The 27,000-nt window shown below is 58.8% G+C and carries 40 protein-coding genes and 1 tRNA gene; 7 read left to right on the top strand and 34 right to left on the bottom strand.

What is annotated here, in order from left to right; all coding sequences use genetic code 11:
• Window positions 1-61 precede the first annotated feature (61 nt).
• The 3 genes from tauC to tauA form a co-directional block, all read right to left on the bottom strand.
• Window positions 62-895: a taurine ABC transporter permease TauC gene (gene tauC / locus D3879_RS15015; RefSeq protein WP_119955113.1), complete on the bottom strand. Its 834-nt coding sequence runs from the start codon at window positions 893-895 to the stop codon at window positions 62-64.
• Window positions 892-1,689: a taurine ABC transporter ATP-binding subunit gene (tauB, locus tag D3879_RS15010; protein ID WP_119955112.1), complete on the bottom strand. Its 798-nt coding sequence runs from the start codon at window positions 1,687-1,689 to the stop codon at window positions 892-894. The genes tauC and tauB overlap by 4 nt, the downstream gene beginning before the upstream one ends.
• Window positions 1,690-1,908: 219 nt before the next feature.
• Window positions 1,909-2,886, bottom strand: coding sequence for a taurine ABC transporter substrate-binding protein (gene tauA / locus D3879_RS15005; protein WP_119955111.1), 978 nt, complete (start codon window positions 2,884-2,886; stop codon window positions 1,909-1,911).
• A 735-nt stretch (window positions 2,887-3,621) separates the two neighbouring features.
• Here tauA and D3879_RS15000 point away from each other — a divergent pair.
• From D3879_RS15000 to D3879_RS14990, 3 genes are all read left to right on the top strand, one after another.
• Entirely contained in the window at window positions 3,622-4,086 is a 465-nt protein-coding gene (locus tag D3879_RS15000; protein ID WP_119955110.1) for a GyrI-like domain-containing protein, read from the top strand.
• A gap of 422 nt (window positions 4,087-4,508) precedes the next feature.
• Window positions 4,509-5,543, top strand: a complete 1,035-nt coding sequence (locus D3879_RS14995) for an OmpA family protein (RefSeq protein ID WP_119955109.1) — start codon at window positions 4,509-4,511, stop codon at window positions 5,541-5,543.
• Window positions 5,544-5,711: 168 nt separating this feature from the next.
• Entirely contained in the window at window positions 5,712-6,431 is a 720-nt protein-coding gene (locus D3879_RS14990) for a PA2778 family cysteine peptidase (RefSeq protein WP_238474260.1), read from the top strand.
• Window positions 6,432-6,456: 25 nt separating this feature from the next.
• On the opposite strand, the gene D3879_RS14985 is transcribed toward D3879_RS14990, so the two are convergent.
• Complete coding sequence (locus tag D3879_RS14985; protein WP_119955108.1) at window positions 6,457-7,740, bottom strand: NAD(P)/FAD-dependent oxidoreductase; 1,284 nt, start codon at window positions 7,738-7,740, stop codon at window positions 6,457-6,459.
• A gap of 184 nt (window positions 7,741-7,924) precedes the next feature.
• Here D3879_RS14985 and D3879_RS14975 point away from each other — a divergent pair.
• A tRNA-Val gene (locus D3879_RS14975) sits at window positions 7,925-8,001 on the top strand.
• A gap of 100 nt (window positions 8,002-8,101) precedes the next feature.
• On the opposite strand, the gene D3879_RS14970 is transcribed toward D3879_RS14975, so the two are convergent.
• The 8 genes from D3879_RS14970 to D3879_RS14945 are packed head-to-tail and all read right to left on the bottom strand — an operon-like array spanning window position 8,102 to window position 11,661.
• Window positions 8,102-9,241 carry a tyrosine-type recombinase/integrase gene (locus tag D3879_RS14970; RefSeq protein WP_119955107.1) on the bottom strand — a complete coding sequence of 380 codons (1,140 nt, stop codon included), beginning with the start codon at window positions 9,239-9,241 and terminating at the stop codon, window positions 8,102-8,104.
• Window positions 9,241-9,474, bottom strand: a complete 234-nt coding sequence (locus D3879_RS14965) for a hypothetical protein (protein ID WP_119955106.1) — start codon at window positions 9,472-9,474, stop codon at window positions 9,241-9,243. The genes D3879_RS14970 and D3879_RS14965 overlap by 1 nt, the downstream gene beginning before the upstream one ends.
• 49 nt (window positions 9,475-9,523) lie before the next feature.
• Window positions 9,524-9,802 carry a hypothetical protein gene (locus D3879_RS14960; protein ID WP_119955105.1) on the bottom strand — a complete coding sequence of 93 codons (279 nt, stop codon included), beginning with the start codon at window positions 9,800-9,802 and terminating at the stop codon, window positions 9,524-9,526.
• Between the two features lie 51 nt (window positions 9,803-9,853).
• Window positions 9,854-10,186: a hypothetical protein gene (locus tag D3879_RS14955; protein ID WP_238474259.1), complete on the bottom strand. Its 333-nt coding sequence runs from the start codon at window positions 10,184-10,186 to the stop codon at window positions 9,854-9,856.
• Window positions 10,156-10,281 (bottom strand): hypothetical protein, encoded by a 126-nt coding sequence (locus tag D3879_RS27500; protein ID WP_274381379.1) that lies wholly within the window; start codon window positions 10,279-10,281, stop codon window positions 10,156-10,158. The genes D3879_RS14955 and D3879_RS27500 overlap by 31 nt, the downstream gene beginning before the upstream one ends.
• 49 nt (window positions 10,282-10,330) lie before the next feature.
• A complete protein-coding gene (locus tag D3879_RS26325) occupies window positions 10,331-10,543 on the bottom strand; it encodes a hypothetical protein (RefSeq protein WP_147411161.1) in 213 nt (70 codons plus the stop codon).
• An 18-nt stretch (window positions 10,544-10,561) separates the two neighbouring features.
• Complete coding sequence (locus D3879_RS14950) at window positions 10,562-10,951, bottom strand: ASCH domain-containing protein (protein ID WP_119955104.1); 390 nt, start codon at window positions 10,949-10,951, stop codon at window positions 10,562-10,564.
• Window positions 10,948-11,661 (bottom strand): hypothetical protein, encoded by a 714-nt coding sequence (locus D3879_RS14945; RefSeq protein ID WP_119955103.1) that lies wholly within the window; start codon window positions 11,659-11,661, stop codon window positions 10,948-10,950. Before D3879_RS14945 ends, D3879_RS14950 begins: the two co-directional genes overlap by 4 nt.
• Before the next feature lie 80 nt (window positions 11,662-11,741).
• Between D3879_RS14945 and D3879_RS14940 the strand changes: the two genes are divergently transcribed.
• Window positions 11,742-12,341, top strand: a complete 600-nt coding sequence (locus D3879_RS14940) for a hypothetical protein (protein WP_119955102.1) — start codon at window positions 11,742-11,744, stop codon at window positions 12,339-12,341.
• A gap of 128 nt (window positions 12,342-12,469) precedes the next feature.
• On the opposite strand, the gene D3879_RS14935 is transcribed toward D3879_RS14940, so the two are convergent.
• The 21 genes from D3879_RS14935 to D3879_RS14835 all read right to left on the bottom strand — a co-directional run bounded on the left by D3879_RS14935 (window position 12,470) and on the right by D3879_RS14835 (window position 25,799).
• Complete coding sequence (locus tag D3879_RS14935; protein WP_119955101.1) at window positions 12,470-14,212, bottom strand: DNA cytosine methyltransferase; 1,743 nt, start codon at window positions 14,210-14,212, stop codon at window positions 12,470-12,472.
• Between the two features lie 80 nt (window positions 14,213-14,292).
• The gene (locus D3879_RS14930; protein WP_119955100.1) at window positions 14,293-14,607 is read right to left on the bottom strand and encodes a hypothetical protein; all 315 of its coding nucleotides are present in this window, start codon (window positions 14,605-14,607) and stop codon (window positions 14,293-14,295) included.
• 182 nt (window positions 14,608-14,789) lie between these two features.
• The gene (locus D3879_RS14925; protein ID WP_119955099.1) at window positions 14,790-15,155 is read right to left on the bottom strand and encodes a phage protein NinX family protein; all 366 of its coding nucleotides are present in this window, start codon (window positions 15,153-15,155) and stop codon (window positions 14,790-14,792) included.
• Complete coding sequence (locus D3879_RS14920) at window positions 15,152-15,340, bottom strand: hypothetical protein (RefSeq protein WP_119955098.1); 189 nt, start codon at window positions 15,338-15,340, stop codon at window positions 15,152-15,154. The genes D3879_RS14925 and D3879_RS14920 overlap by 4 nt, the downstream gene beginning before the upstream one ends.
• A 9-nt stretch (window positions 15,341-15,349) precedes the next feature.
• Window positions 15,350-15,685: a hypothetical protein gene (locus D3879_RS14915; protein WP_119955097.1), complete on the bottom strand. Its 336-nt coding sequence runs from the start codon at window positions 15,683-15,685 to the stop codon at window positions 15,350-15,352.
• Window positions 15,682-17,325, bottom strand: a complete 1,644-nt coding sequence (locus tag D3879_RS14910) for a YqaJ viral recombinase family protein (RefSeq protein ID WP_119955096.1) — start codon at window positions 17,323-17,325, stop codon at window positions 15,682-15,684. Before D3879_RS14910 ends, D3879_RS14915 begins: the two co-directional genes overlap by 4 nt.
• The gene (bet, locus tag D3879_RS14905; protein WP_119955095.1) at window positions 17,322-18,149 is read right to left on the bottom strand and encodes a phage recombination protein Bet; all 828 of its coding nucleotides are present in this window, start codon (window positions 18,147-18,149) and stop codon (window positions 17,322-17,324) included. Before bet ends, D3879_RS14910 begins: the two co-directional genes overlap by 4 nt.
• A 180-nt stretch (window positions 18,150-18,329) precedes the next feature.
• A complete protein-coding gene (locus D3879_RS14900) occupies window positions 18,330-18,533 on the bottom strand; it encodes a hypothetical protein (RefSeq protein ID WP_119955094.1) in 204 nt (67 codons plus the stop codon).
• A 112-nt stretch (window positions 18,534-18,645) separates the two neighbouring features.
• Window positions 18,646-18,858: a hypothetical protein gene (locus tag D3879_RS14895; protein ID WP_119955093.1), complete on the bottom strand. Its 213-nt coding sequence runs from the start codon at window positions 18,856-18,858 to the stop codon at window positions 18,646-18,648.
• Window positions 18,855-19,175 carry a hypothetical protein gene (locus D3879_RS14890; RefSeq protein ID WP_119955092.1) on the bottom strand — a complete coding sequence of 107 codons (321 nt, stop codon included), beginning with the start codon at window positions 19,173-19,175 and terminating at the stop codon, window positions 18,855-18,857. Before D3879_RS14890 ends, D3879_RS14895 begins: the two co-directional genes overlap by 4 nt.
• A 510-nt stretch (window positions 19,176-19,685) precedes the next feature.
• Window positions 19,686-20,129 carry a hypothetical protein gene (locus D3879_RS26700; RefSeq protein ID WP_177412436.1) on the bottom strand — a complete coding sequence of 148 codons (444 nt, stop codon included), beginning with the start codon at window positions 20,127-20,129 and terminating at the stop codon, window positions 19,686-19,688.
• A 558-nt stretch (window positions 20,130-20,687) separates the two neighbouring features.
• The gene (locus tag D3879_RS14880; RefSeq protein ID WP_119955091.1) at window positions 20,688-20,939 is read right to left on the bottom strand and encodes a DUF1654 domain-containing protein; all 252 of its coding nucleotides are present in this window, start codon (window positions 20,937-20,939) and stop codon (window positions 20,688-20,690) included.
• Window positions 20,940-21,053: 114 nt separating this feature from the next.
• Window positions 21,054-21,260, bottom strand: coding sequence for a hypothetical protein (locus D3879_RS14875; RefSeq protein ID WP_119955090.1), 207 nt, complete (start codon window positions 21,258-21,260; stop codon window positions 21,054-21,056).
• A 99-nt stretch (window positions 21,261-21,359) separates the two neighbouring features.
• Window positions 21,360-22,058 (bottom strand): SOS response-associated peptidase, encoded by a 699-nt coding sequence (locus D3879_RS14870; protein WP_119955089.1) that lies wholly within the window; start codon window positions 22,056-22,058, stop codon window positions 21,360-21,362.
• Between the two features lie 189 nt (window positions 22,059-22,247).
• Window positions 22,248-22,727 (bottom strand): hypothetical protein, encoded by a 480-nt coding sequence (locus D3879_RS14865; protein ID WP_119955088.1) that lies wholly within the window; start codon window positions 22,725-22,727, stop codon window positions 22,248-22,250.
• Window positions 22,727-23,140: a helix-turn-helix domain-containing protein gene (locus tag D3879_RS14860; RefSeq protein WP_119955087.1), complete on the bottom strand. Its 414-nt coding sequence runs from the start codon at window positions 23,138-23,140 to the stop codon at window positions 22,727-22,729. Before D3879_RS14860 ends, D3879_RS14865 begins: the two co-directional genes overlap by 1 nt.
• Entirely contained in the window at window positions 23,133-23,528 is a 396-nt protein-coding gene (locus tag D3879_RS14855; RefSeq protein ID WP_119955086.1) for a hypothetical protein, read from the bottom strand. Before D3879_RS14855 ends, D3879_RS14860 begins: the two co-directional genes overlap by 8 nt.
• A gap of 332 nt (window positions 23,529-23,860) precedes the next feature.
• Window positions 23,861-24,079 (bottom strand): carbon storage regulator, encoded by a 219-nt coding sequence (locus D3879_RS14850; RefSeq protein WP_119955085.1) that lies wholly within the window; start codon window positions 24,077-24,079, stop codon window positions 23,861-23,863.
• 26 nt (window positions 24,080-24,105) lie between these two features.
• Window positions 24,106-24,612, bottom strand: a complete 507-nt coding sequence (yecR, locus tag D3879_RS14845; RefSeq protein WP_119955084.1) for a YecR family lipoprotein — start codon at window positions 24,610-24,612, stop codon at window positions 24,106-24,108.
• 51 nt (window positions 24,613-24,663) lie between these two features.
• Window positions 24,664-25,107, bottom strand: coding sequence for an outer membrane protein assembly factor BamE domain-containing protein (gene bamE, locus D3879_RS14840; RefSeq protein ID WP_119955083.1), 444 nt, complete (start codon window positions 25,105-25,107; stop codon window positions 24,664-24,666).
• Between the two features lie 23 nt (window positions 25,108-25,130).
• Window positions 25,131-25,799, bottom strand: coding sequence for a LexA family transcriptional regulator (locus D3879_RS14835; protein ID WP_119955082.1), 669 nt, complete (start codon window positions 25,797-25,799; stop codon window positions 25,131-25,133).
• Between the two features lie 108 nt (window positions 25,800-25,907).
• Between D3879_RS14835 and D3879_RS14830 the strand changes: the two genes are divergently transcribed.
• A complete protein-coding gene (locus D3879_RS14830; RefSeq protein ID WP_119955081.1) occupies window positions 25,908-26,126 on the top strand; it encodes a Cro/CI family transcriptional regulator in 219 nt (72 codons plus the stop codon).
• 60 nt (window positions 26,127-26,186) lie between these two features.
• Here D3879_RS14830 and D3879_RS26320 read toward each other — a convergent pair whose 3' ends face one another.
• On the bottom strand, window positions 26,187-26,477 hold the full coding sequence (locus D3879_RS26320) for a hypothetical protein (RefSeq protein WP_147411159.1): 291 nt from the start codon (window positions 26,475-26,477) through the stop codon (window positions 26,187-26,189).
• 88 nt (window positions 26,478-26,565) lie between these two features.
• Between D3879_RS26320 and D3879_RS14820 the strand changes: the two genes are divergently transcribed.
• Window positions 26,566-27,000 carry a phage regulatory CII family protein gene (locus D3879_RS14820; protein WP_119955079.1) on the top strand — a complete coding sequence of 145 codons (435 nt, stop codon included), beginning with the start codon at window positions 26,566-26,568 and terminating at the stop codon, window positions 26,998-27,000.

Here is a 27,000-nt window from a genome sequence, read left to right as displayed (position 1 = left end):
GGTTGTATCTCGAATGTGGAGCAGGACGATGTCCTGCATCGTTATCGCTTGATCTCAGGTCTTAGTGGCTCTGACCATGCCAGGGCACCAGCTTGCGTTGCAGGGCGCGCAGGCCCATCTCCAGGGCGAAGGCGATGAAGGCGATGACCAGGATGCCGAGGATCACCACATCGGTGACCAGAAACTGCGCGGCCGACTGCACCATAAAACCCAGGCCGCTGGTGGCGGCGATCAGTTCGGCGGCGACCAACGTCGACCAGCCGACACCCAGGCCGATGCGCACACCGGTGAGAATGTCCGGCAGGGCACTGGGCAGAATCACATGGCGGATCAGTTGTGCGCGGCTGGCGCCCAACGATTGCGCCGCGCGCAGTTTGGTCGGGTCGACCGTGCGCACACCCGTGGCGGTAGCGATGGCAATCGGGGCGAAGATCGCCAGGTAAATCAGCAGCACCTTGGACAGCTCACCGATCCCGCACCAGATGACGATCAACGGCAGATAAGCCAGCGGCGGAATCGGCCGGTAGAACTCGATCAGCGGATCGAGCACGCCACGGGCGAGGCGGTTGCGGCCGATGGCGATGCCGATTGGAATGGCTGTCAGTACCGCAATCAACAACGCCAGGCCGATACGGCTGAGACTGGCGCCGAGGTGTTGCCAAAGGGTCGATTCCATATAGCCGCTAGTGGCCAGTAACCAGGCTTTTTGCAGCACCGTGGAAGGCGGCGGCAAGAACAACGGTTCGATCAGGCCGGCGGCGGTGACTGCCCACCAGAGGGCGAGCAAGCTGCTGAGGGTCAAGGTGCTGACCAGGCGGATGCTCAGTTCGCGGCGCACCGGTGCGGGTTGGTTCTCCACGGCTTTTACCGGGACCGGCAATTCGAGGCTGCTCATGCGCTGCGCTCCAGCCGCGGTGCGGCGCTGCGTCGGGAGAACACCCGGGCCAATACGTGCTCGCGGGTTTCGATAAAGCGCGGGTCGGACTTGATCGCTCGCGCCGACTCACCGGCGGCATAGCGCCGGCCGAAGTCCAGTGTCAGGCGCTCGACGATCTGCCCGGGGTTGGGCGCCAACAGCACCAATTCGGTGGCGAGAAACACCGCTTCTTCGATGTCGTGGGTGATCAGGAACACCGGTTTGGCGGTGCGCCGCCAGACTTGCAGCAGCAGTTCCTGCATCTGTTCGCGGGTAAAGGCATCCAGGGCGCCGAACGGCTCGTCCATCAGCAGCACCCGTGGATCGGCCGCCAGTGCACGGGCCAGGCCGACTCGTTGCTTCTGGCCACCGGATAGTTGCCAGACTTGTCGTGCCTCGAATCCGGCGAGGTCGACCAGCGCGAGCATTTCGCTGGCACGGGCTTCCCGTTGTGGGCGGGCTACGCCGGCCAGTTCTAAGCCGAAGGCCACATTGGCCAGCACATTTTGCCAAGGCAGCAGGGCATCATCCTGAAAGACCACACCACGTTCGGCGCTCGGGCCATTCACGGCCACGCCATCCAGGCTGATGCGCCCGGTGCTGGGGGCGACGAAACCGGCAATCAAATTGAGCAGGGTGGTTTTACCGCTGCCGGAGGGGCCAAGGGCGACCAGTAATTGCTCTGGGCCCAAGGCAAGGGAAATGTCCGCCAGTACCGGCGCGGCCGTGCCGGGGTACTGTGTGCTGATGCGCTCCAGTTGTAACCAGGCCATGACGCGAACTCCTTCGATGATGCGGGACGCGAGGTGCGTAATTTGTATTGCGTAATTCGTAGGCCGGGTAGAGCAAAGCGACAAAACGGCAGGAAAGCCGTTTTGCACAGCTTTAGCTGCCCGTAGGGTGAGGTGCATGGATGCACCTCATGAAACCCGGCAAATTGCAGGCTCAGCTGGGTCTCGCTTGCACTCTTGTTCAGCCTGCGAGGCGCGGTTTCAGTTCTTCACGTACCGTGCGCTGACATAGGGCGCGTAGTCCGGCAGCACGCTATCGACCTTGCCTTGTTCCTTGAGGAAGGTGGCGGTATCGGTGATGGCCTGGGTGGTCGGTGCGCCGAGGGCGGTTACCTGGTCAGCCGCCAGCGGAAAGACGTTGCCTTGCAGCAGCAAGGGAATGTCCTCGGCTTTGGCGCCGGAGAGTTTCACCAGCTTGGCGACGTTGTTCTGGTCGGCCAGCCAGGCTTGCGGGTCTTTGCGGTAATCGGCGTAAGCGTCGAGGGTTACTTTGGCAAAGGCGTTGACGATTTCCGGGTGCTTGGCGGCGAAGTCTTTGCGCACGATCCAGGCGTCGAAGGTCGGCGCGCCGAGCTTGCTCAGCTCGCCAGAGGTGATCAGCACGTTGCCGGACTCTTTGGCTTTACCCAGGGCGGGGTCCCAGACGTAGGTGGCATCGATGTCGCCACGTTGCCAGGCGGCGACGATGGCCGGCGGAGCGAGGTTGAGGATCTGCACTTTCGACGGGTCGATGTTCCAGTGTTTGAGGGCTGCCAGCAGGCTGTAGTGGCCGGTGGAAACAAATGGAACGGCGATTTTTTTGCCGATCAGATCCTGCGGCGTGTTGATGTTGGTGCCGTTACGGGCGACCAGCGCTTCAGCGGCGCCGATCTGGGTAGCGATCAGAAAGGTTTGCACCGGCAGTTGGCGCGTGGCTGCGGCCGCTAAAGGACTGGAGCCGACATAACCGATTTGTACGTCACCGGAGGCAACGGCGGTGATTACTTCGGCACCGCTGTCGAATTTGCGCCAGTCGATCTTGGCTTTGGTGGCTTTTTCGTACTCGCCATCGGCCTGGGCGACTTTCGCCGGGTCAACGGTGGTCTGGTAGGCAACGGTGAAGTCGGCCGCCTGTGCGGTTAAGGCCAGACCACCGAAGGTCAGTGCCGCCAGCAGGCGGAGCGGGAATAACGCTTTCATCTTTAAAACTCCTCAAACGGGCTCCGCGCCGCTATTGAGAAGGCACGGACCACTGGACGGTATGAATGGGGCAAAGCGTCCGGTGGTCCGGTGTTACAAAGCTAAACGATCTAAAAAATTTAAAATAAATAATATTTTGGTCTTAGCTTATGAGCGGCGAAGCTCGTGAGAAGCCAGGTTATGAGTCTGAAGCGGGGGAGGGCCGCGGGCTGCTAGGAAAGGGCTCAGATGGACCCCGTGGGGAGCTCTAGTACGAGCTACTTATTTCTGCGCCTTGCTCATTAAGTGAATCGCGAGGACAAAACGAGCGGGTACCAGCGCCATCAGACCGAGCATACCCAATACGGCAATACTCACCACTCCACCTATTTCATGCCATAGCTCGGTGAGTAGCGCTAAACCAACAGCCAGCGGCAATGCATCCAGTCCAAATCACTGGGCCAGCTGAGCCTCGCGAAACCAAGAGGTTTCGCGAATGTTTTTTAAGTTCTGCGCAGTGCTGTCTTGCTTTTCTTCTACGACTTTTCTCCCGATAAAACTTCAGTTTAGGTTAGTAGACGACTCACTAACCTTGGGCTTCGGCTTTACAGGATGACAAGGGACGTTATGCGAGATCACCTCGTGAGCAAACGCGACATTGTATGTCGCCTAATATGTACGTCGCCTAATGGTAGTTAGGCTCTTGGGAGCCAAGAGCGCAAAGTTGTTCTAGCCCCGTGCAAAAGGAAATTCCTCATGCTCGACACACCACATATCACGCAGACTGACGCCCAGCTAACCGCCATCATCCATCTCACAATTCCGCGGGAGGAGATCCGGAATGTCATGGGGCCGGGCATCGCCGAGCTGATGGCCGCCGTTGCCGTCCAGGGCATAGCCCCCGCCGGTCCGATTTTCTCGCACCACCTGAGGATGGACCCTGAAATCTTTGATTTCGAGATCGGCGTGCCAGTCTCGGCGCCGGTTGCCGCCGCGGGCCGCGTAAAGGCGGGCCAACTGCCCGCTGCAACGGTGGCGCGGACTGTCTATCACGGGCCCTACGAGGGACTTGGCGCGGCTTGGGGTGAGTTTCTTGCCTGGGTCTCCGCCGAGGGACACCCCCAAGCCCCGGACCTCTGGGAGTGCTACGTCGCGGGCCCAGAGTCGAACCCCGACCCGGCTACCTGGCGCACGGAACTCAACCGCCCACTGACCGGCTAAGGAAATGCTGAATTAGTTCCTTTCGTCGTTCCCGCGAAAGCGGGAACCCAGCTGTTGCGCGGACTCTGGATCTCCGCCTGCGCGGGGATGACGACTTTTTAAGACTTTCCCTAAGACCGAGTACTCGGGACAACGCCCAGCGCAAAATCCGGTGCGACACTACTCGCTCCAGCGGACGCCAACCGCTTTGCGGTTGGCGTCCGCTGGATTTAGGCGTTAGGCCACATCATGTAGATGGGGAAAGGCCTGCCCCTCGATGCACTGGATATACTGCTAACAACTTATTAGAGGGTAGCGGCTGCCAGACCATAGAAACAAGATTGACTAGGTAAATTCGCGAGCACGTTATTTATCAACTACGTTGTCCTAGGCAGTTGAGTACACACGGCAGTTTGCAAAATATCTAATTGGGGACTTTACGGATGAAACGGAAAAACACCTTAGGTGCTGTCATTGGCTCTCTGATCGGAACTCTTTCGCTTAGCGTACTGGCCCAGGGTCAAGGCGCGGTTGAGGTGGAGGTTTTCGGCAAGCGCTATTTCACTGACAGCACCCGCAATATGGACGACGGCAATCTGCTGGGTGGCTCCATTGGCTACTTCCTGACCGAGGACCTCGAGCTGGCGCTGTCGTATGGCGAATACCACGATCTAAATGGGGATGCCCCTGTCAACAAGGACATCAAGGGCAGCGCTGCTGGCTTGGATGCTATCTACCACTTCGGTGAGCCCGGCCCGGGCCTGCGTCCGTATCTGTCGGCTGGTGCAGCGCACCAGTCGATCAGCAATACCTTCACCAGCGGCCGTGACCACACCACGCAGGGCCTTCTTGGCGCTGGCCTGAAGTACTACTTCACCGAGAATTTCTACGCCCGTGGGGGCGTGGACGGTATCTACAACTTCGACCGTGGTGATTCCGAGTGGATGGCCGGTGTTGGCGTCGGCGTCAACTTCGGTGGCAGCCAGAAAGCTGAACCGGCTCCGGCTCCAGTTGCTGAAGTGTGCGCCGACAGCGACAACGATGGCGTGTGCGACAACGTCGACAAGTGCCCGGATACTCCGGCCAACGTTACCGTTGACGCCGATGGCTGCCCGGCTGTTGCCGAAGTGGTCCGCGTTGAGCTGGACGTGAAGTTCGACTTCGACAAGTCGAAAGTCAAAGAAGAAAGCTACGGCGACATCAAAAACCTGGCTGACTTCATGAATCAATACCCAGCCACTTCCACCACTGTTGAAGGTCACTCTGACTCCGTCGGTCCTGACGCTTACAACCAGAAGCTGTCCGAGCGTCGTGCAAACGCTGTTCGTGAAGTTCTGGTTAACCAGTACGGTGTAGGCGGCGAGCGGGTTAACGCTGTTGGTTATGGCGAGTCCAAGCCGGTTGCGGATAACGCCACCGCTGACGGCCGCGCGGTTAACCGTCGCGTAGAAGCTGAAGTGGAAGCTCAAGCCAAGTAATGGGTTTGGCTCTACCGAAAAGCCCGGCTTCGGCCGGGTTTTTCTTGGTTGCAACAAAACAGGTTACAGAGCATGCCTGTTGGTGGTTTTGCGGTTAGTCCTGACAGTATGATCGCCGTTCTTGCCGGGCTGGTGTGTCGCCTGGTGTTATCTAAGTGAGCCTTGAACGTGCCTTTCTTCCGTCGAAATTCTTTTCGTTCACCTCATTCCGCGCTGCTGGCATTTGCGCTTTTGCTGCCGCTCGCAGGTTGCGTGAGTTCGGCTGTAGCGCCGGCCATCCAGCGTTTGCCTGAAAGGGTAGAGCTGAGCGGCGTACCGTTCTTTGCGCAGACCGCTGATGAGGGGGCTCCTGGTGCTCTGGCGATTCTGCTTTCGCAACAAGATGTCGTCACGACGCCTGGATTGGTTGCCAAAAAAATGCAACTGCCGGGGAGTGAGGCTCGGCTGCAACAAAACATGCAGCGAGTGGTGAATGAGTACGGCTTGCTGGTTTACCCGCTTGGGGCAGATCTTCCAGAGTTGTTGGCCCAGGTCGCGGCAGGTTTCCCCGTCCTGGTTCGCATCAATAATGGCTTTGGCTGGGTATCGTCGCCGCGCTATGCGGTGCTGATCGGCTATGATCGCGCGGAGCAGACGCTGTTGTTGCGCTCTGGGAGGGATCGACGCTTGTCAATGGATTTCGATGACTTCGAGTCAGCCTGGAACGCTGTCGGGCATTGGGCTGTTCTGGTTCAGGCGCCTGCGCAACTGCCGGCAAACGTGGACCAGCAGCGCTGGTTGACTGGCGCAGCAGAGTTGGAGCAAGCGGGACAAAAGCTCGCGGCGAGTAACGCTTATCGAGCCTTCGAGCGCTCATCATCCAGCTCGCAAACTAAAACGGCGCCTTAAGGCGCCGTTGTTCTTTGTGCTGGGCTCAAACCCCGAGCTTGTCACGCAGGGTGTAGTACCAAGCCCCCAGTGCGCTGAACGGCACCTGGAACAGACGGCCGCCAGGGAAGGGGTAGTGCGGCAGGGTGGCAAAGGCGTCGAAACGCTCTGCCTGACCGCGCAGGGCATCCGCCAGTACCTTGCCCGCCAGGTGCGTGTAAGTAACGCCGTGGCCGCTGCAGCCTTGCGAGTAGTAGATGTTGTCGCCAAGGCGGCCGACCTGGGGCAGGCGCGAGAGGGTTAGCAGGAAGTTACCGGTCCAGGCGAAGTCGATCTTGACGTCCTTCAACTGCGGGAAGGTCTTGATCAGTTTCGGCCGGATGATCGCTTCGATATTCGCCGGGTCACGGGCGCCATAGACCACGCCGCCGCCGAAGATCAGGCGCTTGTCACCGCTAAGGCGGTAGTAGTCCAGCAGGTAATTGCAGTCCTCGACGCAATAGTCTTGCGGCAGCAGGCTCTTGGCCACTTCATCGCTCAGCGGTTCGGTGGTGAGCACCTGGGTCCCACACGGCATCGACTTGGCCGACAGTTCAGGGATCAGGCTGCCGAGGTAGGCGTTACCCGCGACCACTACAAACTTGGCTTTTACCCGGCCTTGCGGGGTATGTACGACTGGGTTGGCGCCACGTTCGATACGAATGGCTGGCGATTGCTCATAAATGCGTCCGCCCAGGGATTCGATAGCAGCGGCTTCGCCCAGCGCCAGATTCAGTGGGTGGATGTGGCCGCCACTCATATCCAGCATGCCGCCGAGGTAATTCTCGGTCGCAACGACTTCACGAATGCGCTTGCTGTCCATCAACTCCAGCTGGGTGTGACCGTAGCGTTCCCAGAGCTTTTTCTGCGCTTCGAGATGGCCCATCTGCTTGCTGGTGATTGCGGCGAACACGCCACCATTTTTCAGGTCGCACTGAATATCGTACTTGGCGATGCGCTCACGAATGATGCGGCCGCCTTCGAACGCCATCTGCCCGAGCAGTTGCGCTTGTTTTGGGCCAACCGTACGCTCGATCACGTCGATGTCGCGGCTGTAGCTATTAACGATCTGCCCGCCGTTACGCCCGGAGGCACCAAAGCCGACTTTCGCCGCTTCCACTAGGGTGACTTTGAAGCCGTTTTCCAGCAGGAACAGGGCGGTGGATAGCCCGGTATAGCCGGCACCTACAACGCAGACGTCCGTCTCCGCTTCGCCGGCCAGTTCTGGTCTAGCAGGAACCGGATTGGCCGATGCGGCGTAATAGGACTGCGGATAAGGAGTGTGTGCCATCTTGCAACCTCTGTTTTATATTTTTTACGGATGTGACGATGCTACCCGAGTTGAAAATGCCCGGCTAGTGGCCTGTGCAAAATATTAAACGCTGGGTTGAACGGTAAAAAATACGCTTATTCAGAGAGTTAGCGAAAAAAGTATTGACACTTCCTCGTGTCTCCGTAAAATGCGCGTCCATTGCAGGCACGTAGCTCAGCTGGTTAGAGCACCACCTTGACATGGTGGGGGTCGTTGGTTCGAGTCCAATCGTGCCTACCAAGCAAACCCGCTAAACGCGGGGCATAGAGGCTGATCCGAAAGGGTCGGCCTTTTTTGTTTGGGCAAACTTTGGGAATATTTTGGGAAAACGACCACCGGTCTAAAGTTTCAAATCGGCGCTGACTCTCAGGTAGGGCACCTTATCATCGCCATGACCAGACTGATAATGTTCAGTCATTTTCACGTCAGCGTGGCCCATCAATCCCTGAATATATTCCTGCGGAAAACCCTGTTGCTCGTATAGCCAGGCGCCCAGTGCCCGGATTTCGTGAAAGGTTGGCCGCTCGCGCGCTGGGATATCCTTGTACGCCTTGGAATCATCTCGCGCCTGTGCGAATGCCTTGGTCAGGTAATCGGGTGTCACGGCGTTCCAGTGCAGTTTGGCGTCGAGCTGCTCCCGCTTGCGCGCCTTGGGCGAATAGTGGATCAGGTAGGGGCACACTACCGGCGACTTGATGCACTCCAGCACCACTTCACGCAGCGCCTGGCCCATCACAATCTCCAGGTGGACGGGCTTGCCGTAGTTCTGCGTCTTCCCGGGTGACACCTTGATGGTGTTCTGCTCGAGGTCGACGGCTGACTTCGGCCAGGCCACGATATCTTCCCGCCGCTGCAAGCTGAGCAGCCCTAGCCGAATCGCTCGACGGAGCCAGATCGGCGTCCCTTCATACGCCAGGATTTTCTCCAGCCCCTCAACGGTGTGCCGCTGGCGCAATTTCTCGGCCTCCTGCTTCACCAGCGTCAGCTCCGCCACGTTTCGTTCGGCCAGCCCCTTGGCTACAGCGAAAGCGAATACCTGCACCAGCAGCCCGCGGTGCTTGGTGTAGGCGTTGTTGGAAAACTGGTCGAGATATTCGGCGATGGCGAGCACATCAAGCTGGCCGACCATCCGGCTGCCGAGGTCTTCCCGGTATCGGGCCAGCTTGAATTGGATTTCCTGCAGGGTGCGGGGCGCGTAGCTACGTCCTGGCAACCATTCATTCTCAAAGCGCTCGAGCAGGTTGCTGAAGTTCTGCACTTTCTCCCCGGTGATCAATGCCAGCAGCGCACCGTCACCGGCCAGCAATGGCAGCAACTTGGCGTTCGCCGCCTTGGCTAAGCGCACAGCCTCAGCCATTGGCTGGTTGATGCTGGTTTTTTTGCCGGTGATGGGGTTCCGGTATTGCCAGTATTTGCCGTTTGGATACAGGTTGTCGGGCAGGTCCCGGTTTTTGCTGGTGCGTTTGCGCGGCGGGGCCATTACGCCACCGCCAGCATCTTGGCCAGCAGCGGGTCTTGAGACCCCGTCAGCTCAGCCTGAAGGTCGATAAAGTACATATCGCCTTTGATTTCTCCGGTCACGGTTCCATCCTCAATCCACTTTTTCAGCTGCTGCAGGCTGGGCTTGCCTCCTGCATAGCGTAGCTTCCTGTATTCGCCGACCTCCATGAGGCGCGGCAATTGAACGGTCATCTGCGTAATTACGCGTGCCATGGGTATACCTCTCCATGCCGCGCTATGGCGGCAGAAGGTGGGGAAGGGGTTACAGGTAGGCGGTTATCGTTGCGCTGCCCTGCGAGTCGACGACCTTCGTATGGACCACGGCGCCGGCGCTGGGGCGAATGATGGGCATGCACTTGGCGAAGGCCGGGTAGAACTCGCCGCCGTCGCCCGGCAGGTGGGTGGTGCACGCCAGGTCAGGGTCTTCGTCGTTCGGAATGTGCGCGGAGAAGATCAGCGCGATGTTGTGTTGTTTGCAGATTTGGATAATTTCGCCCATCAGCGGGTTGATTTGTTCGTCGTAGATGTCTTCTTTGGTCATGGCAATGCCTCGCCCGCCGATCACCGGCAGGCTGGTTGGGGAGTAGGGGGGTTAGGCCAGATCGGCGAGCGCGAAGACGATGCCGCGGCAGTAAAGTTCTCCGTCCTCCATCACGTCGAAGGTCGCGTGCGGAATGTCGGTCATGTAGGACCAGGCCGGCACGCTGGCATCGCTCACGCTGGCATTCCACAACGCCTCAATGCTCTGCGCTGTCTTGCTGCGCACAACGTAGTCGGCAATTGCCTCATCGTCGTCGTCAACCTGCGAGCGATCAAGCACGCCCTTGGCGTCAACCTTGGCCTGGCCGCCGTTGTAGCAGCCAACCTCATCACGGAAAGCGCCTTCAAACTCCATCAGGTCATCGCTGGCACCATAAACAACCACCAGACCAGCCTCCTTGGCCTGCTTGCACTCTTCGGGGGGATTTCTTCGCGGTACTCGCGGCCGGTCAGCATTGCTGCAAACTTTTCTTTGGTCATGGTTTCTCCTATCCCGCCGTCGCCGGCAGGGTGATTTAGTGGGGGAGGGTTACTGCGTCAGGCGGCGCAGTTGCTTGATCAGCTCGGGCAGAGTTTCAGGCTGGATCAGAATGTCGCGGCCTTCTTGGGTGATCATCAGCAGGCCGGTTGCATCGCACTGGACCAGCAGGGCTGGTTCGGAGCCGCGGTCTTCCGTGAATGGCTGCCAGATCACGGCCTGCATGGCGCAGCTCATGGTGTGCGAGACGGTTGGTCTAGTCATTGTTATTGCCCCCGCGCTTCATGGCTGAACGATCTCCCCGGGCACGTCGAAGAACCCAAGCCGCCCCTTCAGCGGGATAAAAGGCAAAGGTTTGGGATCGCGCAACAGAAACCCTTTTTGCCCCATGTACCAGGGCGAGTCGCTGGTATCGACGCTATCGACCAGTTCGACCGATCCGATGATGCCGCCGCGTTGCAGCTCTACGCGCCCAGGCCAGGAAGGCGGAAGGACAATTCCTGCGTCGCTCACGAAGTCCATAGCATCGCGGTATTCATTAGCCGTCATACCCTGCGCAGCATGCACCAGGAAGCGCCCGCGATACTTGGTGTGCCAGGTGCGGTTCTCGATATCCTTGCCGCCGTAGATGATCAGCCAGGCCCAGGGCTGGCGAATGCTCAGCGCTTTCATGACTTCACTCCCGCGAGAAGCTGTCGGAGTTCCTCCAGGGCGATCTCCATTAGATCAGGCCGGCCGAAGTTCGTGGCGCGCTCCAGCAGATCCCGGCTTATAGCGCCCGCAGCCGACTTAAAGTTGATATGCACTTCGCCAAACACAGCAGCATGCGCGACTACCCACTCGTACAGTTCGTCGTCCTCGCGCTTGTCCAAGGTAAAGCGCGCCTGCAAAGAAACGTATTCCTTGCGCTTCATTTCCAACCACTGACCGAAGGTCGCCAAGTCATTGACCCCGGCATGCTTTACGAAAGCGTCAATTGGTGCGCCAGCCAGCAGCTCAGTAACCGAGAGCATGCCGGCTGCCTTCATCCGGCTTTCCAGATCATCCGGCACCATGTTGAGGTTCTGCGCGCTATGGTCGGACTGTGCAACGCGGACGGGGTTGAGGCGGGCGTCGTCAGCAAGCGCGACTAGGTACTCGATGACGTCCAGGGCTGGCTGGTCGCCGGCGAAAACTGTGCGGCATTGCTCGAGCAGCGCCGGTAGCACGATGGCGGCGCTGCTGCTGGCGATGAGGGTTCCGCGTGCTAGGCCCATGGCATAAGCCGAATCTTGGAACGTCATCAGGTCGTCATTCAGTCCGTCGAGCTTGGCGGTGTACTGCCGGTGCAGCTTCTCGATGGCTTCGATGTCGTCGGGGTGGTTCTGGTTTTCGGTGGGCATGGGGATACCTACGTTGTGATAGTCGTGGTTTGATGTTCGTAGCTTGAAGAAGAGCAAAACTGGGCAACAGGGAGATAAAGATGGGTATTGAGAATTCAATTATTACTATTAATCGAGTTCCTGAGTTGCGGGCTTTAATTGATACTGGAACTGATTGGCTAACCCTTGGTGGATTTCTTCTGACTGTAGTCGTGTTTGCTCTTGGAACCTGGGCAACAATTTATAACTTTAAGAAAACGATTTTAAGTCAAGAAAAAGTATCTAAAGCAAATGCTCTAAAGGTCAGTAGGCAAGACTGGATTAACGAGCTAAGGGATACTTGCTCTGAATTCATTTCGGCAGCTTTGACGGTGCAAAGGCTGTGTAATGTGCATGAGTTGCAAAGAGCTTTGCGAGAAAAACTTGCCCTAGATAAATCGGAAGAATACTCGCGTATTATTTCTCAGTGGACTAGTGATCATGTTGGTGCCATGGCGGATGTTAATCGCTTGAAGGCTAAAATCCAGCTGCTGTCCAATCCGAATGAGGGTAACTTTATAGCTCTCATCGGTCATGTAGAAACCGCTTTAGAAGTTTGCAATCAGGACGGGAATTCTGCGGCAGCACCGTGTAAGTTAATCGTCGAAGTCACTCAGGAGATTCTTAAGACCGAGTGGGAGCGTGTGAAACGCATGGAGTAAACGCACATGGCCCGAGCCAGTAAGTGACGCTCCTTTCGACCTGACTGACGGGTCCGTGATTTACTGCGCTTACACCACCCACTCGACCTGCGCATCGAGCAGGGAAGTCAGGCCGGGGAGGGCGGGGTTTAGGCGGCAATTGCCTGCAGCCTATTGCCGCGCCAGGTGTCATTGGCCTCGGCGATCGCAGCCAGTGGTGGTGGACTGACGCTGTTGCCGCACATGAACACCTGTTCTGACTTCGTGAACGTCCGGCCATCGTGCCCGTGGGTGATGATGTAGTTGCTCGGGAAGCCCTGGGCCGCGTACAGCTCATGCGGCTGCAGCATGCGCAGGCAGATATCGACGATCACATACGGGTCGTTTCCGATCCAGACTGTCACCAGAGCCAAGCGGTCCTTGGTGGTCAGCGTGTGCATCGGTTCGCGGATATCGGCCCATTGCCCACCCTCGCCGTAATAGCGCATCAGGAACGCCGCACAGCGTAGCGCGCCGTCCTCAACTTCCGGTGATAGCTTCAGCTCGACCAGTGCCGACTTCCCGCCACCGCCAGCAGTGATCACTGGCGCCGGCGCATCAAGGCCTTGCCCTACGCTGGCGCCGAACTGGCGGGACAGGAAGGCCGTGGCCAGGGCATGATGCTGGCCGCTGGCGCTGACCACCTTCAACGGGTCTTCAACGTCGCGCGCATCGCAGTTTCCGCGCAGATGCACCAGGTTTGCGGTGACCAGGCGCTGCTGACTGCCGGTATTGGTCACGGTTGAGACTGTTTCATCCATCCCGCGGGAGTACATGGTGTTAAAGCCACCATTCGCCTGCTCAAGAAACGCGGTAGCCACTGCAAACGATCCGCCTCGCGGCCAGGCCGTGACCGTGTTCAGCGGCTGATCGACTGGCAGCACTGCATCCCGCGACCAGTTGGCGATCGGCACGATGAAGGGCTTGGCCTTTTTCAGCACCTCGCGGTCGATGCCTTTGGCTATGCGCCGCAGGGTGGCCTCGGCCAGCGGCTTCTTGCGGCCGAAGATGCTGTTAGTGGGAAGGCTGAAGTCGATGCACTCGGCTGCCGTGCGGTATGGCTTCTGGCCTTTGGCCGGCTTGGCGAAGTGGGTTGACTCAGGCCAGACAACTGGGTTTCCATCGCGGCGCGCGACCATGAAAAGGCGTTCGCGGCTGGTCGGCGCGCCGAAGTCGCAGGCCTTGATGATGCGGTGCTCGACCACATAGCCCAGTGACTCAAGGCAGGAGAGGAACTTGTGCCAGGTGTTGCCCTTACGCTTCGGGTCTGGCACCAGGAATTGCTCGCCGCGCGGTACCCGCTCGCCGGGCGCAGCTACACGATTCACCATCTTTCCAGTAGCCTGGCACTTGATCTGTTCCAGCGTCACGACGCGGCCGGTCTTCTGGCAGCGCTTGGCGATCAGCGGTCCCCACTGCCGGATCTGCTTCACGTTCTCCAGGCTGATGATTCGAGGCTGGCCGATCCCGGCCCACTTGATCACCACCCAGGACAGGTCGCGGATTTCCTTCTTGCGCGGCTGGCCGCCGGCGGCCTGGCTGTGGTGGGTGCAATCTGGCGAGGCGTGAAACCAGCCGATATGCCGGCCGGCGAGCACTTCAACCGGGTCAACCTCCCACACGTCTGTCTGCAGGTGCATGGCGCCCGGGTGATTGGCTTCGTGCATGCTGATTGCCGCAGGGTTGTGGTTGATGGCGATATGCACCGGCCGGCCCAGGCCCATTTCAATCCCGGTGCTTGCGCCGCCGCCGCCGGCGAACAGGTCCACGTTGATCTCTTCGTCCTGCTCATTGAGCGCAAGTCCGTATTGGGTGTGAAAGTCGAGAGGTGCCGGCTTCTTCAGTGAAGACATGCGTTACTCCAGGCAAAGCGCCGCCGTGCCGCAGCCGGTGGCGGAAAAGATATTCCAGAAAGGGGCAAGGTTTTTCGGGGCTATTCGTCTTGGCAGATGCGCAGGGTTTCGCGGCGATATGCCTGTTCAAGTTTCAGCGCCACGCTCGGCGGCACCTCGAAAACGTGGCGCGGCACTTCAAGCAGCGGCGCCGATCCACTCGGACCTAGCGCGTGCAGGTGATGAATCATCAGCGTCATCGCTTCTCCGGCCTGCTCAATGCCATGCCAGGCCATGAGGTCAGCCAGCGCAGCCTTCGTGCCGGGCCGCACGCGCAGCCTCAGTTCCTCTTCAGATGCAGCCAGGCGCTTGGCCGCGCTCTTGGCTGATCGTTCGGTGCTGGTCTTGGCAGTCATCCCCACGTCCTCGCATCGTTAAACCCGGCGAGCCACGCACAGCGGCGGCCCAGCATCCAGATTGGGTAAGGGCAGCGCGCCTCGTTCGGCGCCCAGCAGCCCTCTTGGTACTCGGTCAGGTATTTCATCGGTTAGGTCCAGGTGGGCGATGCGGCGGCGGCCGATGGCTTGGATGCGGCGCTTCATGGCTGAGCAAGTTCGGCTGGCACGCTAACGGTGTCGCCCAGCTTGGCGGCCACGATGGCGCGACAGGCGGCGATTAGAGCGGTAGGCCCAAGCCCAAGACGGTCTTCGCTGTGCGCCCACCATGTTTCAGTGCCTGACTGGTTCAGAGCCGTGATGTGCTTCTCAATCAGCGGCCCGCCCTGGCTCCAGTCGGTGGATGGCCGGTAGTAGTTCGTCCAGCAGCCCCCGTCGGGCAGTTGATAGATGCAGCTAACCCCACCATCCGCACCCACCTTCAGTTCATCCGCTCCGGTTGCCAGCGCTACAGCCCAATCCAACGCCGGCCCGATCAGGTCGGCGGTTTTTACTTCGATATTGCTCATGCCGCCCCCGCCATCAGCAACTCGGCGTCAATCTCAGCCAGCTGGGTTTTGAGGTTATTGATCGTGTCCGCGCCGCGCTGGCGGTCGGCATGGCTCCAGCTGTTACTGAAGTCGTTGAGGCGGCGGAGGCTGCCGAGGTGGTGCTCACGGGCTAGCCTCAGCTCGTCGCTGGTTCTGAATGGCATGGAATGCTCCTAGGTGTTTCGACTGTTGATGTCGATGCCGTGGATTTCGGCGATCTCGCGCAGCACAAACCGCGTTATGCCGAGTGCGGCGCAGATTTCGGCCTGGGTGTGAGTGCCGGCGAGCTGGGCGATTTGCGCCGCCATTGCGTCTCTCGATCTCCGGCGAGACTTCATGGTCTCGGCCGTGCCGGTGGTGAACTGAATGCCGTGCTCGATCGCGATGCGGTTGATGGTGCGGGTCGACCTGCGTAGCGCCTTGGCCGCGGCCAATACCCCGGCCTCGGTGAACTGGCGCAGGGATTCGGCCAGAGCGGGCTCCGCGTCCCGATGGCCGTCCCATCTCAAGCTGCCGCCTTCGCCAGCCTCACGCCGGGCAGGTCGAAGCTGGCGCCCTGGGTGCGCAACTCGGCGGCCAACGCTTCCTGATTGACCATCAGCAGGTCCAGCGGCGCATGGCCGTCGGATACCGCGATCACTAGCTGCATCAGGTCGAACACTTCCGGATGGTAGGACGCGCGGGCTGCTGGAGCGGCTTGCACTGGTGCGGACGGGCGCTGTAGGACGGGCGCCGGCTGAGCGGCCGGCTCGGGTTGCTGTTCCGCTACGGGCTCCGTTACTGGCTGAACTACTGCTGGCGCTTCTGCTGCTGCCAGATCAATCTGCCGCTGATTTTCGGCCGCGACACGCAGACGCTCAGTTTCACGTTTCTTGGCCTCCGCTTCTTCATGCTCGCCAATGCGGACCTTGATCAGCGCAACCAGGTCGTCATTCGCCTTGAGCACCAACTGCTGAGCATCGTTGAACAGGAAGGCATGGTCGACCGCCAGGGTGCGAAGGCTTTCCAGGTTGATGCGGATGCCGTCGGCGACCTGGTTGGCGTCGATCTTGGCGCGGGCCAGTTCGGAGTCGACGGCATCGCGCAGGCTGGCCAGCGTGCGCTTGTTCTTCATGGCGCCGGCGAAGTCTGTGGCCACTGCCGGCATCACCAGTCGGCCAAGGGTCTTGTTGATCGTGGCAATGTGGTCGGTAAAGGCCGCCTCGGCCTTGGCCTTGATGCTGACCTTGATCGACAGTTCCTGCGCCTTGACCTGCTTGTCGACGTTCAGGCGTGTCGAGCGGGCATTGGCGCTGATCCGGTCCAGCGCCTTGAACAGCTCGTCAATGCTGGTCGTCTGGCTGAGCGCCTGCTTCTTGGCCTGAGCTACCGCTTCCTCAACGTCGCCACACCACTTGACGGCCTTCTTGGCGTCGGCAAAGTCCTGGTCGGTCTGTAGGTCGGTTTTAACCGATCCGATCACGGCCAGGGCCGATTCCTCGAACACTTTTAGGTTGCTGGCGGTGACCATGCCGGTCAGCTCAATGCGCAGCGCTGGCAGCTCGTCAGGCGCCTTGCCGACCACTGCCGGGGCGTACTCGGCCGGCACGAACTCGGCCAGGTCGGCCTCGAACTGAGCCCAGCCGGCCAGCAGCTGCTCGGCGCGGCCAGGCACTGACCGGTACTCCATCTGGTGGAAGTTCTCGGCGGTGCCATCCGAGCACACGAAGAGGGCCTTTTCGGCACCGCTGACCAGCAGCTGCTGCTCAAGCTGCCAGTAGTAGTGCGGCTCAAGATCGCCGGCCTGGACCTGGGCGACAAGGCCTTGATTCAGCAGTTTGTGCTCAAACAGCACGTCTTCCAGCATGGTCATGCCGTCCATGCTGGCCAGCAGGTTGCCGCTGGAGGCGACGACCGGGAAAAGATCCTCGCCGATCATGCCCTCAAGGATGATGCGGGCCGACGCCTCTGCAGTGTGGCCCTGGTCGAAAATGTACTGCGTGGCCTGCGATACATCCGGCGCGATGCCGGATTTCTTCAGGGCCAGCAGTTCGGTGCGGGTCTGGTATTTCGACGCGCCCATCATTGCCGGCGCTTCGGAGGCGGTGAAGAAGGTGGCACGCAGCGCTAGCCACTCGGGGCTGCCTTGAACTTCGGTATGGATTTTCATGCCTGCTCTCCTTCCAGCGCTTCAAGCGCCTCGATTTTTTTGATTTGCTCGAGACTGAGCGTGTATTTCGTGCTGATCTTGGCGATGACGTGGTCGGCGCTGCTTTTCCCGGCATCGAAGCTGGCGCGCCAGGCTGGAATGCTTTCTTCCAGCTTGCCGTCGGGATAGGCGGGCAGGGCTGCCGGCTCAGACTCTTCGCGCTGGGCCTGGCTCGCAGCGGGCGTCACGTCGCGGGCGCTATCGTCGAAGGCCTTGCCTTCCATTTCGTCAGCGGTTGGCGCAGAGCCGACTTCGGGGAATGCCTTGCGCAAGGCCTGTGCCTCGGCGCACTTGGCGAGCTGGGCAAAGGCGCGGCGCTTCCACATGGCGTTTGGCGCGGCGCTGTCCCGGCTGGCGGTGGCGTAGTTCTCCAGCCAGCGCTCATTGGCTGTGAACTCGGCGATCTGGCCGCTGGCCATCTGCCGTTTTACGGTGACGCGGCACCACTCGGGGTAGGTGACTTCTACGCCAGCCAGGGTGGCGGTAATCGCCGGCCCGTACTCGGGGTCGCTGATACCGGCGTACTGGCCGGTGCGCGCCGCCTGGATGCGGTACAGGCCAATGCCCGGCATCACCACGTCGACCATGCCACGGCCCTTCTGGTAGATCGGCACGATGTGGACCGGCTTCAGCATCGGGTCGAGCTGGGCGGCCTTGCAGTAGGCCAGCACCATCACAACCGAGTTCTGTGCAGCGCCTGGGTACAGGCTTCCGCTCAGCACTTCGACTAGGGCGGCCTCGGCAATTGCCGGCATAGCGTCGGCATGTTTCGCGGGTGCGTTCATGGTGAATCTCCAGACGCGCGAAGCCCTACGAGCTGGCGCATACGTGTTAGCGGGAAAGGGGAGAGGTTTAGCCGCCGATGCGCTCAACCAAGTCGTAAACCGCAGCCAAGCCCGTAAAGGCGAGCAGGCTGAAAGCGAAGCCGCGCCAGAAGGCGTAGCGCTTGGCGCGCTGGTAGCGGGTCATGCTTCGCTCCACTGCTGATCGGTCAGCTCTGGCCGCTGGTCGCGATAGCCGTGAATGCGGCACCGCTGTTGCGGTAATAGGATTGTCGGGCAGGCCTTGGGCAGCAGGCGGACGCACTCAGGGCAGTCGACGCCGTACTTGGCGCGCAGCCGCTTCTTGTGGTCGCGCATGCCTTGGTGCATTTCGGCGACGTCACTCACTTGCGAACCTCCTTGATCATCAGCCCGGCATCGATGACCTGCTGGACGGTGGTGAAGCCCATCAGCTGCAGGGCCTGGATCGCGGCAGCCATGCTGATGAAGGTGATGTTCTTCATGCGACAACTCCCAGCTGCTTGGCCCAGTAGGCGTTTTCGATGGTGTGAAGCCGGCGCTCCAGTTCGGATGCCTGGGCGTGGGTGATGGCGCAGGAAACCTCTGCCATTACGATCATCCCGCTGGCATAGCTGATGGTGGTCGGCGGATGCGCGGAGGTCTTGGCGGCCTCGATTTCGCGCTCAATCACTTCCAGTGGTGTTCGTTTCATGCTGCTCTCCATTTCTCTGCGCGCGCCTCGGCGCGATCGAATGCGGCGTTTTCCTTTTGGGCGTCGACAACCCGCCACAACAGTTCCTCGATCAGTTCAGCGTGCAGTTCAGCCACTGCGGCGCAGCCGTTGCGACCTAGGTCGGCAGTGTTGCCGTCCTCGTCGTAGATCACGCCGCTGACCACGCTGAACTCCAGTTCGCGGCAGCCGTAGTAGTCGTCGGGACTTGCCCAGGACGATGAATCAGGCGGTGTGTCGATCACACTGGTGATCTCGACTTCGAGCTGGTACTCGTCCACTTCGATGCTGTGCTTCATGGTGGTGACCTCATGTGGTCGCCTGCTTTCTGCTGAACACTCGGGCACGGCCGTTGCTCCGATGGGAGGCCGGGGAATGTTCAGAAGGAAGAAGGCGGGGGAGTGGGTTGCCGGTTACGCCGTCCGGCGCTGGCGCTCTGCGGGGTTGCCCCGGTCGAACCAGCCGATTACATCCGTGCTTTGGGTGGGCCTAGCAGATTTCGCTGCATGATCCGCAGGGAGATCGTCGGCCACAGGTTCCGCTGCCTGTCAGGTGTTGGACGCAGGCTTCAGGCTTACTACGCCACGCAGGTGAATCATTGGTCTACTTCATGGCGAATCCCTCCGCTGTTCGCTCACTGGGCAGGCAGTGGCCACCTATGGAATGGGTGCCGTCTTTCCGGCTGTCAGCAGGCGCACTGCTCGGTCGGTCTCTCCCGCTCACTGTCACGGTGTGTTCTGTTCGTGTGGGCAATTCCTCCCACGCCTTCCAACAGGGCGCTCACCGTTTCGCGTTGCTCTGGTGACGCTTCAGCCTTCCCGAATTCGAGCGATTGGATTCGGCTCGTTCAGGTAAGGCGAAAGCCTCAATTGCAAAACCTTGACGTGGTCGGCCTGCTGATCGATCAGGTCCCGCACGTCCTTGGCGTCGTAGAAAGTCATGAGCTGCTGAATATCGGCGTCTGGCGCCTGCTGCACTCTCGGCTTCAAGTCCGAAACTCGAACCGGATACACCTTGTCTTCGCTGATGCCGCAGCAGATGACGCTGGCAACTTCTTCCATTTCCCCTGCGTGAATCACTGCCGTTGGCGGCGACTGGACTGGAACGTCGACCCAGGTGTTGGAGCGGTAGGTGTTGATCACCTTGTGGGTGTAAATCTCGCTCGGTACGCCGTGGCGCTTCATTTCGATCAGTGCGTAATCGCCGAAGCTAGGGAACGGACGCTTCTTTGTGTCGTAGTTGAATTCGCTCATCTGCAATGCCTCGATTGATTTCCCAATGCAGCCTGTTGCCAAGCTGCATCAGTGAAAACGTTCGGTCTTGCTCGCCCGGGTAGCTGCTGGCTACTGGCGTTTGGCTCTTCTGGCTGTCTATCCGGCGTTACAAGGCCACCTCCGGTTGGGCGCTACATTCACAGCAAGCGCTTCTGCGCCTGTCCGCTTTGCCTGGTGATACGTCCCGTTCTGAGAGACTCCCGGCAGGGAGCGTTAGCCGTGCAACCCTTCGCTCGCCATTTCCAGATGCCATGGCAGGGCGTTGAGCAGGCCAGTTCCAGAGCTGGCATGGAGATCGAAATTTGTAGCCCGCACTGTTCGGCTTACGCCGGATCGATCCGCGGAGGTCTGAGGCTGTTAAAGAGCGGCAACCGGTGTTCTGGTCTGGCGCCCGGCGTTGCTTGGCGTTGATTGAATTTAAGCAATCTGAAATTAATAGGTCAAGCATTCTGAAATAAATATTTTCAGGTTGCTGAATTTATTTTCGAGCGGGCACAAAAAAGCCCGCACATGGCGGGCTTCACTTGGTAGCTGTGATCAGTCGTCTTTCGGCACTACCCAGAAAACTTGCACGCCACCATCGTCGCGATGGGCGAGGGTGACGTTGTCGGTCTCGGCGATTTCTTCGAGGATCTGTGCCCAGTCGTCTTCTGACTCATCCGGCGCTTTGTAGAGCAGGGCGGCCTTGGCTTTTTGAGCGGCAGGGGAGTTGATAATTTTCTGCAGGCGCGCACCGAGCAGCTCGTACTGACTGGGTGGCTTCGGTGTTGCAGGCTTGCCTTTGGCCATGATGAAAACTCTCATATACTGTTTGCATATACAGTATTTTAAGCGGACGAATTTGGCAAGGCGACACGCGCCTGGCAAGGGCCCAGAGGAGGGGGCGGCTAGAGTGGCCTGGCTTTACTCGACAGCCATCAGCGCCACTATGGTCTCGTCGATGAAGTCAGCGTTGGCCTGGAGGGGTTCGAGGTGGAACTGTGCGGCGTCGGTGGTTTCAACCAAGCCGCGCTGCTCGGCCCAGGTGGCCAGGTCTTCAAAGCCTGCAATAGTGAGCTGGCTCTGGTGTACGCGGTGCAGGATGGCGGGGAGAAGATCTTGGCCTGTCATGGGAGCCTCCTAAGTAGAGAATCAAGCGTAGCAGAGTAGAGAAAACACAAAGCCCGCGCTTGTCGGACTCTATCTGGCGTTGTGGTTGGGAAGTGGCGGCTAGAGCAGGGCGTCTGCGATCGGCTGAATCAGCTCCGGATAGTCGTTGCGTACGTTGCCGACATCCTTTGTGACCGGATACCACCGGAAATGTTCAGCGGGTAGGGTGTGGTACTGAAGGATGTCGTTTGCGGCCTCCGGTGGCGTGGCGAGATCCAGCCACTCGCGGGCCAGGTCCGGGGCCAGGACAACCGGGCGGCGATCATGCACGTCGAGCATGCCGCCTTCGGAGTCCGCCGTGATGATCCGGAAGCCATCACTGTCCCGCGGCTCTTCGTATCGGGCAGAGAATAGACCGATGGCCGGAAGGAAGAGTGGGGAGCCGTCCTTGGGCGTGATGTAGTAGGGCTGTTTCTTCGACTCGCCCTCGATCACCACCCATTCAAACCAGCCATCTGCGCAGACCAGGGCGCGATGGTGCCAGATTTGCCGGTAGAACTTGCTCGTCGCCACGATCTCCCGCCTGGCGTTGAAATCGTTCTTCGGGCCTTTCTCTGCCCACTCCGGTACCCAGCGCCAGCGCGCAACATCCCATATCAGCACATCGCCTTCTGTCCGCAGCAATTGGACATACGAGTGCGGGGCGACGTTGTAGCGCTCAATCGGCTGATCACTGAGCAACCTGGCTTCTTCCGGGCTGGTGTTCAGCACCGCCGCGAATTCGTGCAGCCCACGGTACTGGGAAAGGCGCCCGCACATGGCGCGCTCCTAATTCAGGACTGGAAAGGGAAGGGTAGACCAGAAACGAAAAACCCCGCTCGGTGGCGGGGCTATCGGCAAATGGTTATCGGGATAACTATTTCAGTCTTGGCGGCCGGTTTGCAATTGATTGCAACGGAAACGAAATGATCCGCAATGTACAGGGCTTTGTGTTTGGGCTAGGTCGATCTACTTTTTGTGCTTTGGCGGGTTGTAGAAAGGAAGAGAAATTGGTGATATCCCAACTCTATTGCATGTCGATTGTACGAGCTCTCTCCAAAATGGCCATACATGATAACCAACATTGACTTTTCCAAATGTGGACATGGCTTCTTCTTCTAGCTGTAGCTTCATTTCATAGTCTACTGCAAAGGACGCCGTGAGAGTAAAGTGCGAAATATCTTCGTCGGTCTCAATGGTTGGCTCATTAGTATTGCTAGGTTTGTTTTTTAAGCGTAAGTCGCATTTGTACAGATATCTAATTCCAATGACCTTGTCGTTGTCGTCCAAGATCATTTTTCTTTTACTAATACCAGAGCGCATAGATAGACTGACATCCATCCCCCCCTGTGCTTCGCTGAGCTCATCGGACACCTCGACGGTATAGCTTTTCAGCAGAAGCTCTTTTAATCGCAGGCTTTTTTTGGCAGCCTCGATAGCGTCGTTCATCACGCGGCCTCGTAGCTTAAGTCACGAACTGGAACTACTTTATTGATTGTAAATGCATAATCATTGCAGGCATCAACGCCTTTTGACGGGTGAATTCTAGAAACACTGTCAGAATAGAAAGTTTCCCAGTCTGCTGCAGCGTGCTCATCAACTAATTCTATTTTAACTTTGGACTCTAATGCGAGTGCAAGATCAGAAAGCGTTGCCAGGGTCATGTTTCTGGAGCCGGTAAGCAGCTGAGTAATGTAGGAGGTGCTTTTCTCAAGTATTTTAGAAAGAGAGGTTCTATTTATGTCTCTTTCCTCCATGCGATTGCAGATAAGTTCTGCCACCTCAAGAATTAGCTCCTGCCTGCGAAACTCTTTTCTGTTTTCCTCGCTTTCATCAATCCAGGAAGTTAGATAGTCACTCATTTTCCACTCTCCGCCAGCTTTCAATCACTCGGTTCGTATCCCGGTCATCCAGCTTCGCGCCTTTCTTGTAGGCGTAATGGCTGATGATGAAAGTCCCTTTAACCTTCGTAGAGAACCACCCATACGCCCTCAAGCGAATGGTGCTATTCGTTTTGACAGCATAGAAGTGTGATCCATTCGGCAGCTGTGCCTCTTTATTGAAATGTTCCGGCATTCTGAGATTGCCGGCATCTGCAAGCTTTTTGCTGAGGGCCAACAGCTTTGCCCTGCCTGCGAGATGTAGATTCTTCGGGACATGTTCAAGCGCCTCGCTCAGCGATTCATTGGCTCCTGGCATCTCACACACCTTGAGCTTTACGCCTTGGACAACCAGGGTCAGATCTGTCATGGGCGGCAGATTCTATTTACATATAAGTAAACACACAAGGATTTGCAAGGTGCAAATCGACCTACGGTCTCTGTGGGGGTGTTAGTGAGCGGTGTGTTTTGGCCACGGCTGAAGAAAGCTACGCAGTCGATTGAGCTGGGCGAGAACGCGAGCGCGGTGCTGTAAAGGATTCGTTTCAGCGTCATACGCTACTCCCTGCGATCATCCGTCCCACTGAATAAGTGTCGGCGCTGTCATGGCTTTTTAGCGCTCCAGGCCAGCAAAGCGCCTGCCATGGATGATCAACTACGCTGTCCTGCGAATCAAGGTGGCTAGTGTTCGTCGTCAATCAGTTATCTGCATGCACGCTCAATCACCAGCTCACCCCTCAACACCCGCACTTCCTTCGGTGCTTCGACACCGATCTTGACGTTGCTGCCCCGGGATGCACCTACATGGATGGTGATGCCGTCTCGCAGCAGGTGTTTGAGCAGCGCCTCGGTGTCGACGCCGGGATCGATGCTCAGCTTGATCAGTTCGCCTTCGTGGCGGGTGAGGGTGAGAAAGCCCATGGGTAACGCCTCCGTGCGTTGCTGTGTTACTGCCCCATGATCTGCTGATAGCGCTGCTGATACTCGGCATACGGCAAGTTCTGCTGCATGAGCTGGTCGACCTGCTGCTGCTTGTAGGCTTGTTCGCTGAGGGGTTGGCCGACTGACGCGGCCGAGGGAGAGAAAGACCTAGCGGGCGCAACAGCGTCGATATTGCCAATGCACTGGTACTTAATCACCGTTTGGCCGGCAACGCAGGTGCCCCAGCCGTCTCGCTGCTGGCAGTTCTGGGTCATCCCGCCGAACGCCTCTGCATCACCGTAACCCCAGACAGCGCACTTGGATTTGGCTATCGAGAGGGCTTGCTGCTGATTGATGACAGGCTTCTCGAACTGCCGGAAGTCATAGGCCATATCCACGGTGCCGTCGGCGCGGCTGCCGCCTGTTGCATAGAAGTCTTTCTTGACTGCGCAGCCGGAAACAACCACGGCGGTCGCCAAGGTCAGTAGCACCTTGGCCGTTAAAGGAAAGCAATTTTTACGAGTGGCGCGCATGTCAAATTCCTTGTTTTTATTGGGTGCCGGGCGTGCTGGGGGGCTGGCTTGCTACTGGGAAATGATCTCTTTATAGCGGCGCTGATACTCTTCGTATGGCAGGCCTTGTTGCATCAACTGCTTCACCTGTTCGTCTTTGTAGGCTTGAGAGGAAAGGGGCTGAGCGGGTGCGGGAGTGGCGGCCGGCGCTGGGGTGGCTATCTGCATCGTAGTGCCGCCGGCAAACGAGCCAGGGATGCTCGGAACCGACACGACCTTGCCGTCGCGCATCTGGAAGGACACGGTCTTGCTGGAGCCTGAGAAGCCGTTCACGTGGCTCCATATCCACGTCTGGGTGTCGCCCATCGACATTACAGAGTAAGGCCGACCCATGATCTGGGTTACCTGCGCCTCGGTCATGCCGACCTGCACCTGGCGAGCTTTGTCGAACGAAAAGTTAGTACCGGCACAGCCGGCAAGGGCAGCGATTAGAGCCAGAGCAGCGATGATACGCATAGCAACCTCCTTGTCTTATTGAATTACATGCCGCCGCCGCGCCAGACGATCCGGCCGATTACTCCGATCTGCTGAATGGCGTCTTCGCTGATCGGTTCGTCTGGATAGGCGCGTTTGTCCAGGTTGTCGCTGCTGATCACCCAGCCGCCGGCAAAGGATTGCACCAGCCGCTTGATGCTTACTTCACCATTAGGGCGAAGGAGGGCGTAGACCTTGCCGCTCTTGGGCTCAGTGTCTGCCTCGTCGACAAGTAGAACCTCGCCTTCCGCGATGGTCGGCTCCATGCTTTGGCCGTCTGCATAGATGACAGAAAGGTTTGTCTCTTTTAGGGACATGCGCTTCAGCCAGTCACGCTTGAAGACCAGGCCTCCCTTCAGCTCCACGTGGTCATTGTGGTAACCGCTCCCTGCTGAGCCTTTGGCTGTGTACTGGGGTATCAGTGCGTAGTCCTTCTCGCTAGGGGAGCCCGGTTCCTGCTCTTCATGCTCCAAGCCCGCACCGATAGCGAGCCACTCAGCGCGAAAGCCAGTTGCAGCTGCAAGGGCATATAGATTTTCAGGTCTCAAGCTCTTGCTTTCACCTGAAATCCATTGGGTTACGGCAGAGTTGGCAACCCCGCACGCCTTGGCTATCTCGCCTTTCTTTTTGCCGCTGGCCGCAATGGCCTTAGCGATTCGTTCGTGTCGTTCCATGCAGCAAAGCTTAAGGGTACTGAAATTAAGTATGCAGTGATCTTCAGCGCTCCTTGCTTGGTGTATTTCAGTATGCTGTAATTCAGTTACTTCCATGAGAGGTGACCAATGAAGACTAAAGACGCGGCCGAATTCTTCGGCTCCCGCAGCAAGCTGGCGAAGGCGCTAGGGGTCTTCCCGAGTGCGGTTAGCCAGTGGGGCGACGAGGTTCCGCTCGTTCGCCAATACCAGATCCAGGTTTTATCCAAAGGGCGCCTCAAGGCCGATCAAAGCAATGGCCGGCCGGCAGCCAGCGATTCAACCGAACACCCAAAGACCGCCGCCTAGGAGACAAGCCTATGACTCCATCCGCGCAGGGAGGCGAAAGCCCAGCAGAGCGACTGGCTGTCATGGAGCACCACATTGATCAGCTGGCGGAGCTGCTGAAGGAAGACCTGAAGCACCTTCGTGAAGACCTTGAACACGAGAGTGGATCGAGCGAGCCGCCAGAGAAATAGCGACCCGCTCGAAGCCAGCGACACCCGCTTCACCCAGCCGATCACGCACCAGATCGGCATGACGCTCGAAGGCTGCCGGAAGACGCAGTTGAGAGGACAGGGGCAGGACCGTCGAGACGGCTGCCAAGAAACACCTTAAGGCGAGCACTTCGCCTTCAAGTTCGGAGAGATCGGTTTGCATGGGGTTCTTCCCTGTTGGCTGATCCAGTGATTGCAGATTGCCAGCGCCGATTCGCTGGCTCCACGGAAACAGGTAGGGGGATTTACGGATGAATAAGTTTCTCGAAGCGCTGCATGACGCGGTACTCGATGCAGGGGCCAAGAACATGGCCCGCAATGCCGGCTTCAACAGCCACATGACCCTGCTGCAGCGCGCCAACCCCAACAACGACGACCATCAGCTGAGCCTGCCGCAGTTCCTGCGCATCGTGGTGCACCTGCCCGAGCAGGACCGCCGCCGCGTGCTGCTGGCGCTGTCGGAAGAGTTTGGCTATGGCTTGGTCGCCAAGGCCGTGCAGCCCGCCGAGAGCCCGATGCAGGCGCTGCTGGAACTGGTCACTGAATCCGCTGACGTCACCCGCGCCGTGCACGACGCCATCGCTGACGGCCGCATCAATAGTCAGGAGAAATTCACCATCCGCCGCGAGATCAGCGAAGTACGTCACTCGCTGGACGTGCTGGAAGAGTCGGTGAAGGTGGCCTGA

Source organism: Pseudomonas cavernicola (assembly GCF_003596405.1).
GTDB classification, from domain to species: domain Bacteria; phylum Pseudomonadota; class Gammaproteobacteria; order Pseudomonadales; family Pseudomonadaceae; genus Aquipseudomonas; species Aquipseudomonas cavernicola.
This window is presented reverse-complemented; position numbering and strand designations above follow the sequence as displayed.